This is a genomic window from Viridibacillus arenosi (genome assembly GCF_001955655.1).
GTDB classification, from domain to species: Bacteria; Bacillota; Bacilli; order Bacillales_A; family Planococcaceae; genus Viridibacillus; species Viridibacillus arenosi.
Map to the genome: position 1 here is coordinate 332,651 of NZ_MSPW01000004.1, position 12,682 is coordinate 345,332.

At 36.6% G+C, this 12,682-nt stretch carries 12 protein-coding genes and 1 riboswitch; of the genes, 8 read left to right on the forward strand and 4 right to left on the reverse strand.

Going from position 1 to position 12,682, the window contains the following annotated elements:
• Positions 1-103 precede the first annotated feature (103 nt).
• Positions 104-934, forward strand: a complete 831-nt coding sequence (gene lipL / locus BK137_RS10375; protein WP_038180143.1) for an octanoyl-[GcvH]:protein N-octanoyltransferase — start codon at positions 104-106, stop codon at positions 932-934.
• A gap of 127 nt (positions 935-1,061) precedes the next feature.
• On the opposite strand, the gene BK137_RS10380 is transcribed toward lipL, so the two are convergent.
• The gene (locus BK137_RS10380) at positions 1,062-1,715 is read right to left on the reverse strand and encodes an RsfA family transcriptional regulator (protein ID WP_038180141.1); all 654 of its coding nucleotides are present in this window, start codon (positions 1,713-1,715) and stop codon (positions 1,062-1,064) included.
• A 226-nt stretch (positions 1,716-1,941) separates the two neighbouring features.
• Here BK137_RS10380 and BK137_RS10385 point away from each other — a divergent pair, with 226 nt between their 5' ends.
• The 3 genes from BK137_RS10385 (at position 1,942) to BK137_RS10395 (ending at position 4,392) form a co-directional block, all read left to right on the forward strand.
• Positions 1,942-2,178 carry a YuzB family protein gene (locus BK137_RS10385; protein ID WP_038180139.1) on the forward strand — a complete coding sequence of 79 codons (237 nt, stop codon included), beginning with the start codon at positions 1,942-1,944 and terminating at the stop codon, positions 2,176-2,178.
• Between the two features lie 383 nt (positions 2,179-2,561).
• Positions 2,562-3,860: an HD domain-containing protein gene (locus tag BK137_RS10390; RefSeq protein WP_038180138.1), complete on the forward strand. Its 1,299-nt coding sequence runs from the start codon at positions 2,562-2,564 to the stop codon at positions 3,858-3,860.
• A gap of 25 nt (positions 3,861-3,885) precedes the next feature.
• Positions 3,886-4,392, forward strand: coding sequence for a YwgA family protein (locus BK137_RS10395; RefSeq protein ID WP_038180136.1), 507 nt, complete (start codon positions 3,886-3,888; stop codon positions 4,390-4,392).
• Positions 4,393-4,473: 81 nt separating this feature from the next.
• Here the strand turns inward: BK137_RS10395 and BK137_RS10400 are convergent, their stop codons facing one another.
• Positions 4,474-4,659, reverse strand: a complete 186-nt coding sequence (locus BK137_RS10400) for a 2-hydroxymuconate tautomerase (protein ID WP_038180134.1) — start codon at positions 4,657-4,659, stop codon at positions 4,474-4,476.
• A 67-nt stretch (positions 4,660-4,726) separates the two neighbouring features.
• On the opposite strand from BK137_RS10400, the gene BK137_RS10405 reads away from it, so the two are divergent.
• Complete coding sequence (locus BK137_RS10405) at positions 4,727-5,242, forward strand: YwhD family protein (RefSeq protein ID WP_038180131.1); 516 nt, start codon at positions 4,727-4,729, stop codon at positions 5,240-5,242.
• Between the two features lie 259 nt (positions 5,243-5,501).
• Here BK137_RS10405 and BK137_RS10410 read toward each other — a convergent pair whose 3' ends face one another.
• The gene (locus BK137_RS10410; RefSeq protein WP_038180130.1) at positions 5,502-7,556 is read right to left on the reverse strand and encodes a transglycosylase domain-containing protein; all 2,055 of its coding nucleotides are present in this window, start codon (positions 7,554-7,556) and stop codon (positions 5,502-5,504) included.
• Positions 7,557-7,716: 160 nt separating this feature from the next.
• Positions 7,717-8,802 carry a GGDEF domain-containing protein gene (locus BK137_RS10415; protein ID WP_038180126.1) on the reverse strand — a complete coding sequence of 362 codons (1,086 nt, stop codon included), beginning with the start codon at positions 8,800-8,802 and terminating at the stop codon, positions 7,717-7,719.
• Positions 8,803-9,023: 221 nt separating this feature from the next.
• Between BK137_RS10415 and BK137_RS10420 the strand changes: the two genes are divergently transcribed.
• From BK137_RS10420 to BK137_RS10430, 3 genes are all read left to right on the forward strand, one after another.
• Entirely contained in the window at positions 9,024-9,464 is a 441-nt protein-coding gene (locus tag BK137_RS10420; RefSeq protein ID WP_038180124.1) for a YwiB family protein, read from the forward strand.
• Positions 9,464-11,131 (forward strand): arginine--tRNA ligase, encoded by a 1,668-nt coding sequence (argS, locus tag BK137_RS10425; protein WP_038180121.1) that lies wholly within the window; start codon positions 9,464-9,466, stop codon positions 11,129-11,131. The genes BK137_RS10420 and argS overlap by 1 nt, the downstream gene beginning before the upstream one ends.
• Positions 11,132-11,408: 277 nt before the next feature.
• A riboswitch (cobalamin riboswitch) is annotated at positions 11,409-11,598 on the forward strand.
• 127 nt (positions 11,599-11,725) lie between these two features.
• Entirely contained in the window at positions 11,726-12,682 is a 957-nt protein-coding gene (locus BK137_RS10430; RefSeq protein ID WP_038180118.1) for a helical backbone metal receptor, read from the forward strand.

Sequence of the window (12,682 nt, forward strand, 5' to 3'; positions counted from 1 at the left end):
AAAATAAGTCTCTCTATTGTTTGAAAGTCACGAATTTGACATGAGAAAATTGACCGATTCGTGTATGCTAGTGAAGAAAACATTATAGTCCAGGAGAATAAAAATGTTAACATACTTACAGCAAAAAACATGGCGTTTTTGGGATCAATCCGTGAGTGGTATTGGACACTCACCATTAGAATCATTTGCCGCTGATGATACATTGTGCCATTTAGTTGGCCAAGACATCTCACCAGCAACAGTCCGCACCTGGGTGCATGATCGTTCAGTTGTACTTGGCATTCAGGACCATCGTTTGCCACATATTGCAGAAGGTATGAATTTTTTGGAGGTAAAAGGTTTCACACCAATTGTTCGTAACTCAGGTGGGCTTGCAGTTGTGTTAGATTCAGGTGTTTTGAATATTTCCATCGTGCTGTCTGAACAGCATTCAAAAATCGATATTAATACAGGTTATGAAGTGATGTTAGAACTCATCAAAGCATTATTTCCAAAAGCTGCAGAACATATTGAAGCGTATGAAATCATCGGTTCATACTGCCCAGGTTCTTATGATTTAAGTATAGGTGGAAAGAAGTTCGCAGGCATCTCACAACGTAGATTGCGTCAAGGTATCGCCGTCCAAATCTATCTATGCATAGAAGGCAATGGAGCAGAGCGTGCCAGTTTAATAAGAGATTTTTATAAAATAGGCCTGCAGGATGAGCAGACAAAATTTGAATATCCACAAATACGTCCAGAAGTTATGGCTTCCTTATCCGAACTTTTAAATGAAAAGTTGACAGTTCAACAAACCGTTATAGATTTACAAAAATTATTAATGGAACTTAGTGATGAACTAAAAATAGGTTCATTACAGCAAGAAGAAATGGAACTTTATAGTTTCTATTTGAATCGCGTGTTTGAACGTAATAAAAAGATGTTAAGTGAATAACAGAGAAAAAATTAACCCGACTCGCAAGCGGGCCGGGTTTTAGTATTGGATTAAAAAAGATGAGTATAGGAAGTAGAAGAGTAGCGATAAAATCTCTTAGTGAAATACTACCCTCTCATTAACCCTATTAATTTGTAGGCGGTTCTTTAACAACTAAATTCCCGTTGCGTTCCATAGTGAAGACGGGAGCGATATGCTCTTCCTCTTCATCTAGTGTTATCATTCGACGAGCGCGATTCATAATTTGAGCAAATTGCTCATAATCTTTGCGCATGTGGCGATTCTCCTTCTCTAGCTTGTTAAGTTCAGCTTCTAAGCGAGATACCTTATCATTAGCCACATTAGCCAAATGACGCCATCTTGTAGTCTCAGAATCATTGCCACTACCCATATGTTGTAAGCGCATTAAATAAGCTATGACAACATCAAGTGATAGCGATGATAGTGGAATAGAACGTTGTTGCTCAGTGACACCATTACTCTCACTATTTCCACTAGTAGGTAGGACGTAGATTCCTGTATTTCGGCGACGCACGGTTTGTCCGAATACACGCATCCGCTCCTTGCGCTCCTTTTTAGCTCCTGCTAATTCATTTTCATAGATTTTGCGAACGACCGCATTCCAACGGAATCCACATGCTGCTGCAGTACGATTTAGGGCATCTCCCGCTTCTTCAAAGGCATTTAATTGTGTACTTCCTTCTTTAACATGTCGAATAACTGCTTCTGCTAATAATTCATCGTTTTCTTTTAACCAAGCATCTTGTCTCACTTTTACCATTTTATAACCTCCTATAATGTTGATAGTCTCAGCGTGGTCACTTTCTCTATTTTTTATTCACAAACTTGCAAAATATTATGCTAGATGTTGTGATAAAGGCTTTTGTAACGAAAAGAAAAGAGAATGCTATGAGACAATGGCCTATTATAAGCTTGAAGGAACGGCTATAAATACGATACAATGACTGTTAGACTTCAGATTCAAATATAGAAAGGGTTGTAGACAGATGGCAAACGAATTCCGAGTTTGCGATGAATGTCAGGCCGTTAATTTAAAAACATTAATCCCGAAATTAAAAGAAATCGATGCTGATGCTTCAGTCGATATCGCATGTCAGTCATATTGTGGTCCTGGACGAAAGAAAACATTCGCATTCGTAAATAATCGTCCTTGTGCTGCATTAACGGAAGAGGAATTAATGGAAAAAGTACGCGCCAAATTAAAATCACAAAATCGTCTATAAAAGACGATTAGTATGTTGATATGACAATCATTATAGTAATTAGAGCAACAAACTTTAGGCTGATTAAAGAAGAAGTTAGTTCATAAACTTACTAAGTTCCTAGCTTGAAGTCAGACTTTAGCCGCCTTTCCGAAAGGTGGTTTTTTCATTTATACTTGTAATTAAAGTTGTAGTAGAATGGTGAATTCAATAATGATTTGAGTGTACTTTACTACAAGTATTTTATGTATAAGCAAGTATACTTTGTTTTTATAACCCAAGTAGCTGCTAATTAATAAGTTTGATGGTCATCAATAGAGTTCCTGTAATTATTTCAATTAGTTTTTAATAATTCGTTATACATTTTCAACAAATCAATACAAACAGCGGAAGTGGGGTGCCTTATGAGTTACGCAACAGCAAAGTTAGAAGAAGAAAAAGTATTTAAGGACCCAGTCCATCGCTATGTACATGTGCGAGATCAGGTGATTTGGGATTTAATTGGAACAAGAGAATTTCAGAGATTACGCCGTATTAAGCAACTCGGTACGACTTATTTAGTGTTCCATGGTGCAGAGCATAGTCGATTTAATCATTCGCTTGGTGTTTATGAAATTGTCCGCCGGATGGTCGATGATGTGTTCAAGGGTAGACCAGAATGGGATGAAAGTGAACGGCTTGTCGTACTTTGTGCTGCATTATTGCACGACTTGGGACATGGACCTTTTTCACATGCTTTTGAACATGTTTTTGACTTGGACCATGAGGAATTCACACGCCATATTATTATGGGAGATACTGAAGTCAATCAAGTACTCAGTCGCGTTGCGTCTGATTTCCCATTAAAAGTATCGAATGTTATTGCAAAAACGTATGGAAATAAACAAGTTGTCAGTATGATTTCAAGTCAAATCGATGCTGATCGTATGGATTACTTACAACGAGATGCTTATTATACTGGGGTCAGTTATGGTCACTTTGATATGGAACGTATATTGCGCGTGATGCGTCCACGAGAGGATCAAGTGGTCATCAAATCAAGTGGTATGCATGCAGTAGAAGATTATATTATGAGTCGTTATCAAATGTATTGGCAGGTTTATTTTCATCCTGTATCACGGAGTGCGGAAGTAATTTTGACAAAAATTCTACATCGTGCGAAAGCATTAAGTGAAACAGGTTATTCATTCTTACATGAACCTACGCATTTTCAAGCATTTTTCGATAGAAATATTGAACTTGAAGATTATCTAGCTTTGGATGAAAGTATTTTGTTGACATATTTCCAACTATGGATGCGTGAGGCGGATCCTATTTTAAGCGATTTAAGCAGACGTTTTGTGAACCGAAAATTGTTTAATTATGTGGAGATTGACCCTGCCAAAGATTATCAAAAACTGCGTGAACTTGAGAATCTATTCCGCAAAGCTGGTATTGATCCGCAGTACTACTTAGTTTTAGATTCATCTTCAGATTTACCATATGATTTTTATCGTCCGGGTGAAGAAGAGGAAAGGTTACCGATTCATCTATTAATGCCAAATGACGAAATCCGTGAATTATCTAGATCATCTGATATTGTAGATGCCATATCCGGAAAACGCCGAACGGATCATAAATTATACTTTCCAGAAGATATTTTACTAGAGAACGGTAAGAAAAAAATACTCAGAAAACAAATATTAGAAATATTAAAAGGTTAATAACCTCCCGGAAGGAGATTTAAAAGTGCTAGAAGAACACGCAAAAGTCGTACAATTTGTGTCATTAGCAGGTCAAGTCACTGGTCGTAAAAAATTACAAAAGATGGTCTATATAGCAAAGAAAATGCGGTTTCCATTCCAAGAAAAATACCAATTTCATATATATGGCCCTTACTCAGAAGAGCTAACTTTACGAATTGAAGAGCTTTGTAATATGGGTTTTTTAACAGAAGAAAAAGAGGATAAGGGATCATATGTACAATACCGATATGCGGTTACTGCTGAAGGGACAAGTTTTTCTACCATGCTAGGTAAGCAACATGACAAGTTACCAGAAGTGATCAATATGATGAATGATAGAAGTGCACGTTTTCTAGAGCTTGTTTCAACGTTACTATATTTTGATGAACTCACAAAAGAAGAGCAAATTGAAAAGGTACATGTGGTAAAAGGGAAGTTGAACTTTACAGAAGAAGAGCTGACAGATGCCTTTGAATTTATAGCACAACTTTCAACAGTATCGATTCAGTAAGAAAATCCCCAATAGTGGGGATTTTTTATATAAAAAAGCCATCCCTAGAAAGAGACGGCTCTATTTGAAAAAAGTATATTATTAAAGGTCGCTCTTACGTACGCCACCAATAGCGAAGTGTGATTTTTGCATTTCTTCGATGATAATTGAAATGTTTTCTTTTGGTGCATCTACAGATTCGGAAATTGCAGCTGTTACCTTTTCAACCAAATCACGTTTTTGATCGTCTGTGCGACCTTCAATCATTTTTATTGTTACTATAGGCATAAAGAGTCCTCCTCATATAAAATATAGTGTATATTCGTTATAATAACAGAACGGAGGGATTTTGCGAATGAATAATGAAGAAAAACCAAAACAAAAATTAGGCTTTACGATTATTAAAAACGATCCAACAGACGGACATAAAGGATTTGGCGTAGGTTCTTTAACGCTTGAGAATGTATCACCAGTCATCATCGATATTGAAGAAAAAAAAGCCACTGTAGAAGTAGGGGCTATGCATGCACGTAGTGATGTTGAAAGAGGTATTAAATTTACAACGAATCGAGAAGATTCAGCAGGCGGTAAGCCATATTGGTTAGTATGGGTGACTATCGATCACAAAGAAGGCGGAGCTTACTTCGCTGGTATAACGGCTTGTGAAATGGTTGTCAATAGGGAAAAACGTCGTGGTTATAAAATTTTAGCAGACCATGTCAATAAAATGGATAAATCGATGAAGCGTCATATCATTATAGAGCATATGGATGCAGAGTCAAAACGAGTGCTAGGTGAGTTTTTACACGGCTTTAACGAGAAAATGTGGTCTTTAAGTTCAGAACAATTACGTAAAGAATTGGCCTTCTAAAATTTTGAAAATAATTGAACAAAATGTGACATTTGTAAAGCGGTTTCAATACATGGTTGAAACTGTCATTGAAAGGAAGTACACTTTAACTACAACTTACGAAAGTAAGCTAGGACATCTGGTAACCGATTTCAAATGAGTGACAAGTGGCATTTTGACAAACCCAAGCCGAATGCCCCATGTAACTCATATTTTCGAGAACCAAAAAGCTTCATCTTCCTAAGGATAACGGACTCCTTAGAAGATGAAGCTTTTTTATTTATTCAAATAATGAAAAAGGAAACAGACTCCAAGATGTTTCGTCCTTTTTCGTTAAATCACTAACAATGCTTGGATCAGTACATAGCTTTTTTGGAACATCCTTCTTTTTCATATAGACAAGTCGTTGTTTATCACAACTTGATGTTGCGATACCGCCTGTTTTAACATCGACAATTACGCCTTCAATATTATCGGGTGCCATAAATGGCTCACTAGGAAGTCCTTCATGTACTTTTTCCATAAAATCAATCCAAATTTGTTTTGTAGCACGTGAATCTTCTGCACTTGTCATTTGTTTTCCTTTATCATAACCGTTCCAAACACCAGCAGTTAAAGAAGGGGTAAAACCAACCATCATTTGATCGGTTAAAGTTGTACCGGATTTTGCTGCATAAGGTCTGGTTTGTTTGTTGCGAATTGAAATCCCGGTTGCCGGTGCGTAATCATTAAAGACTGGATCGAACATACCAGTCATCAACTGTGTGATTAAAAATGCGTCATCTGAATTAATTACTTGTTTCTTTTTTTGTTTCTTTTCTGCTTTATAAATAACTTTCCCGTTTGCATCTGTAATCGAAATAATAGTCGTTGGTTTCTTTTGAACACCTTTTGCCGCTAATGTATTATATGCGGAAGTTAAATTCATTAAGCTTACTTCAGAAGTACCAAGAGCTACTGCTGGTGAATTTTGTAATTTACTTTGAATATTAAATCGCTCCAGTACACTGCTGAATGCCTTATAGCCGATTGTTTCAAACGTCTTGACTGCGTAGATATTATCCGATATAGCAATTGCCTGTGCCAATGACATTGGATGATCCGCGAATTCGCCGTTTACATTTTTGGGTTCGTACTTAGAGCGTCCATCATCATAAGTGAAAATGGTAGGGCTAGTATCCATAAACGTTAAAGGAGTATAACCTTTTTCTAGTGCAGCACTATACAAAAATGGCTTAATAGCAGATCCAGGTTGCCTTTTTGCTTGTGTTACCCTATTGAATGTACTTGTTAAATAATGTCGTCCTCCAACTAGAGCAGTAACATAACCTGTAGAAGGATCCATACTAACGAAGCCAACTTCTAGTTCATTATTTGGTAACGATTTTTCAACAGCTTCCTCAGCAGCTTTTTGATGGGAAGTATTCAATGTTGTTTTGATTACCCAACCACCTTCTTCAAAGCGACGACCTTTCTCAGTCAGTATATCTTTTGCTTCCTGCCAAGCTGTATCTAAAAAGTATGGTGCTAGTGATTTCGAATTTTCCCATTCCTCATATTTAAAATCAAGAGTCTCCTTCTTAGCTCGTTCTGATTGTTCTTCAGAAATAACATTTTGGTTAGACATCAAACTTAATATTAATTGTTGACGACCTATTGATTTTTCCTTATTTACTGCAGGGGAATAAATGCCTGGTCCTTTTGGAATTCCAACTAGTAAAGCAGCTTCAGAAAGTGTTAAATCTTTTGCTGATTTCCCAAAATAAAATCTACTTGCAGCTTCTATACCGTACATACCATGTCCAAAGTAAACAGTATTTAAATAGCCTTCCAAAATCTTATCCTTATCATAAAAGACTTCTAAACGGTATGCATAGAGTGCCTCATTTGCTTTCCTTAACCATGATTTCTCATGCGTTAAATACAAATTACGAGCATACTGCTGCGTAATTGTACTCGCTCCTTCAACTTTGCGCATTGCCTTAACATCTTTCAATAATGCACCTGCAATACGGGTGTAATCAAAACCGTTATGCGAATAGAAATCTTTGTCCTCCGTTGCAATAAGTGCTTGTGCAACAAAAGGTGAAATTTCATCTAGGTTTACCCAGTAGCGACGTTCCATAGAAAATTTATCGCCAGCTCGATGTCCATCCGTATCTAAAAAAACGGTTGCCTTCGGAACAGCGAGAGAAGGCGCACCCGCAATTTGTGCGTATATTCTGAGTGACAGCAATACTGTTAAAACAGCTGAAATACCTACGACACTCCACATAAGAGTACGTTTCCATCGCTTATTCACCCTTCTTTTTCGCCAATAGTCTGCTCGATTCATAAGAACAGCTCCGTTCCACCAATTTAGCGATAGTATGTGATGATTATATGTAAAATAAACGGACGAAAAAAATTAAAAAGGATGAATTTGGTAATTATTTGACAGCAACAAAAAACGCTAAGATAATGGTGAATTCTCTTAGCGTTTTTTAAAAATATTTCTAATTATTTAATTGATTAAAGTGAACGAGTTGATTTGAACCTCTTTCTATAGCTTGCATGATGGCTTTATCTGCCGAAAATGCGAGATCCTTTGACGTATTACCATTGTCAGGATATGAACAAATACCGATGGAAACCGTAATAGGAATTACATGACCAGAGGACACAACGAGTGGCGTTTTGGCAATTTGTGATTGAATTAAATTTGCATAATGTATTCCATAAGCAGGCGGAGCATCTTTGCAAACAATATAAAATTCTTCACCACTAATTCTAGCAGCTTCTGCATCAATCGTTTTCACATAGTTTTTTAACTGTGTACCAATTTGTTGTAAGATTTCATCACCAACAGGATGACCATACGTTTTATTAACTTTTTTAAAAGAGTCAATATCAATTAATATCAATGAAAAGGGGACATTATTAGAGAGTAAATCATCTATTATTTGCTGGAAGCGTCGGTTATTCGGCAGTCCAGTTAAATAATCTGTTTCTGCCATTTTTTCAGTTTCTCGCATACGATTAAATTGATTTCGAATTGATTTTAATACAAGTAAAGTTATGTAAAATGACAAAATATAAAAAAGTGCAGTTTGAATAACATTTTGTAAGCCATGTGTCCAAGTATCTGAAAGAATATAGAAAACAATGCAAACTTGGAAAACGATATAAGTGAAATAGAAATAGATATTGCGGAATGTAATTGGTTTTTTTATTGAAATAAATGTGATAACGCCACCAATTACTAAAATATTTAATCCTGCAAAAATAGATGTTTCTGACAATCCAAACACATAAATTCGAAAAATCCCAATGATGAGAGAGGACAGAGCGATAGCAATTGGACCTCCGAGCAATCCACTGAGTAAGATACTAATAAAACGACCATCACTAATAATATCATTTTGGTAATGTACAGCCGTGCCCATCAAAAGTAAACCGGTAAGTCCAGCTACAAGACCGACAATCCAAGGTTGCAGCTCAATAAAACTATCTTGATAAGGTTCTAAAGACTCGTATAACCAATATGAAAATATAACAAAAGTAAATAATATCGAAAAATTAATGACTAATTCGAGCAACATATAGATTCTCTCCTACCATTTTATCCCTCCATTATAACATCCAATTTTACAAGGAAAATGAAAATAATTATGCATTCGCTATAAAACGACAAAAGGTAGTTCGAGCGTGTGATTTTAAAGAATTCACTGTTTGTCCTAAATTTACTTACACCTTGAAAAAACAAGCGAATCTAACCTATAATAAGAAGGTTATATAAAGAATGGAACGGAGGCCCATAAGTATGACTAGTGAACTTAAAGCACCCGTAAAATTAAAGTTAAAAACGACAATTCGACAATCTGAAGCAGAAGCAGCTGAAACTTATGAGCTTTGGTCAGAAGGTACGATAGTTCAAAAAAGGGACCAAACGTACTTACAATATGAAGAAGTTCAAGAAGATAAACATATTCGTTCAACTTTAAAATTCGGTAATAATGAGGCAGTTATTCTTCGAAATGGTGATGTGAAAATGCGTATGCCATTTTTACTTAATCATGAACAAAACGGCCATTATGATAGTGAATTCGGTGCATTACCAATCGTGACGTATACGAAGGACATGCTATTCGAGCCGCATGACAGTAAAATGAGCGGACGATTTTATTTAAACTATGATTTAATCATTGGTGGACAATCAGTAGGCGATTATACTTTAGAAATTAATTACTCGGAGGGAAAATAATGAACGCAGTAGAACAAGTGCAACACGCGATTAAAGAAGCGCTTCTTGCAGCAGTATCAAAAGCAGGTCTTTTAGAAGATACATCAACATTGAATATACACTTAGAAACACCAAAGGATAAGACGAATGGCGACTATGCAACTAATATTGCTATGCAACTTACAAAATTAGCGAAAAAACCACCTCGTGCAATCGCTGAATCTATTATTGAAAACCTTGATACTACAGGTACTGCTATTGAGAAGATCGACATCGCAGGTCCTGGTTTTATGAATATTGTGCTACGCAAAGACTATTTGGCAGAAGTAATCACAACTGTTTTAGCGCAAGGTACAGAATATGGACGTTCACAAGCTGGCGCTAATGAAAAAGTACAAGTTGAATTTGTATCAGCTAACCCAACTGGTGACCTTCATTTAGGACATGCCCGAGGAGCATCTGTAGGGGATTCATTATGTAACGTTCTAGACTTTGCAGGATATGATGTCTCACGTGAATACTACATCAATGATGCAGGTAATCAAATCAATAATTTAGCAGCATCTTTAGAAGCTCGCTACAAACAATCGTTAGGCTTAGATGCTTCTATGCCTGAAGACGGTTATCATGGTCAAGATATTATCGATATCGCAGGTAAATTAGCTGCTGAGTTTGGTGATTCGATTCTAAGTAAATCAGATGAAGAGCGCTTTGAATTTTTCCGTGAGCATGGCTTGAAATTAGAGCTTGGTAAATTACAAAAAGACTTAGCAAACTTCCGTGTAGACTTTGACGTTTGGTATTCTGAGACATCACTTTATAAATCAGGTAAAGTTGAAACGGCTCTAGAAAAACTTCGTGCGAATGGTCATGTATTTGAAGAAGAAGGCGCTACTTGGTTCCGCTCGACAACATTTGGCGACGATAAAGATCGCGTACTTATAAAAAATGATGGCTCTTACACATATTTAACACCAGATATTTCATACCATGAAGATAAAATTCAACGTGGATTCACTAAACTTATCAACATTTGGGGAGCTGACCACCATGGCTATATCCCGCGTATGAAAGCAGCAATCGAAGCACTTGGTTATGATCGTGACACATTAGAAGTTGAAATCATTCAAATGGTGAACTTAATGAAAGACGGCGAAAAAGTGAAAATGAGTAAACGTACAGGTAACGCGGTTACTTTACGCGAACTTGTTGAAGAAGTTGGCTTAGACGCAGTACGTTATAACTTTGCAATGCGTGCAGGTGATTCACATATGGACTTTGACCTTGACCTAGCTGTTAAGCAATCAAATGAAAACCCTGTTTACTATGCACAATATGCACATGCTCGTATTTCTTCAATCTTGCGCCAAGCAAAAGAACAAGGATTAGCAGCATCTGAAGAACATTTAAATCTTCTTAATGCAGAGAAAGAAATTGATGTCTTGAAAAAAGTAGGGGACTTCCCACAAGTTGTTGCGGATGCTGCGAAGAATCGCACACCACACCGTATTACTAACTACATTCAAGAACTAGCAGCAACTTTCCACAGCTTCTACAATGCTGAAAAAGTATTAGATGCTGATAACAAAGATCGCTCAGAAGCACGTTTATCTCTAATTACAGCAGTTCGTACTACAATCGCCAACGCACTAAAACTTATTGGCGTATCAGCACCTGAGAAAATGTAATGACAGAAATACCCTTTTAGCTACTGAGGTTGAATAAGCTTGTGAATCTAAGAGGTACTTATAAAAAGACTATTTCTCACTGAATAAGTGTGGAATAGTCTTTTGGTTTTTATAAAGAACAAATGAAAGAAAAAAATTGCGCTAGTTAAAGATAAAATAGCTAGACTTCATCGATTCATGTCACAATGTGTTATTGCTAATAGTTCCACCAAGCCTAGTAACAACTTGGACAAGTATTTAATTTTCTGTATAATTGAACACGATGTAATAACAATTGTATATTGTGAAACATGATGGTTCTTTACTTTGATTCAGTAAAGAGAAAAGGGAAGTCGGTGTAAATCCGACGCGGTCCCGCCACTGTATGTGTGAGTAAGTCGTAATTTGTCACTAAAGTATAACACTTTGGGAAGGCGCGGCAAGCTGTGATCACGAGCCAGGAGACCTACCAACATGGAGACCACCAATTAGAACTACGCGGATAGAAATGGTGTCAGTAAAAGTGCATTTTAGTACAGCTATGTATATATTCACTGTCATCGTATCTCTCGTCGTAAAACGAGAGATTTTTTTATGAACAAGGAGGAAATGTAAATGAAGAAAATATGGCAATTTTGTTTAGTGTTTGTTTTAGCACTAGGCGTATTAGTAGGCTGTGGCCAAACGGAAGATACGAAGAAAAAGGAAAATAGTGAATCAGCGACAGAGCAACAGGTAGCAGGGTATCCATTAACAGAGACTGATGCACTTGGCAATGATGTGAAATTTACAGAAGCACCAAAGAGCATTATTACATTGGTACCAAGTAACACAGAAATTCTTTTCGCGTTAGGATTAGAAAAAGAAATTATTGCTGTATCGGATAATGATGATTATCCTAAAGCGGCAACGAAAAAAGAAAAAATCGGTGGGATGGAATTTAACGCCGAGAAAATTATTAGCTTAAATCCAGAAGTTGTTTTTGCACACGAAACACTTTTAGGTACTTCTGAAGCAGGTCTCCAACAATTACGTGATGCAGGATTGAAAGTTTTCGTTGTAAAAAATGCTGAGAATTTTGATGAAACGTATAAAACAATTGAACAAATAGGCCACATTACAGGTAAAGCAGATGAGGCTAAGAAGATTACTGATGATATGAAAGCAAAAGTAAAAGAAGTACAAGTTAAAGTGAAAGATGTAAAACAAAAATCAGCATTCGTCGAAACAACAGACGAACCTAATATTTACACTGCGGGTAAAGATACATTTATGCAAGAAATGTTTGATCTAGCTAATATTAAAAACGTCACAGCAGATCAAACAGGCTGGTTCCAAATTGACTCTGAGGAAATTGTGAAACGTAATCCAGATACAATTATTGTGAAATACAACCATGTGAAAAATATTGTCGAGAAGGTGAAAAAACGCCAAGGATTTGATAGTATCACAGCTGTTAAAAATGATGCAGTTGTTCAAGTTGATGCGAACTTAACAAGCCGTACAGGTCCTCGTCTTGCTGAAGGATTAGAGGTCATTGCAAAAGCAGTATATCCAGAGGCTTTTGAGTGA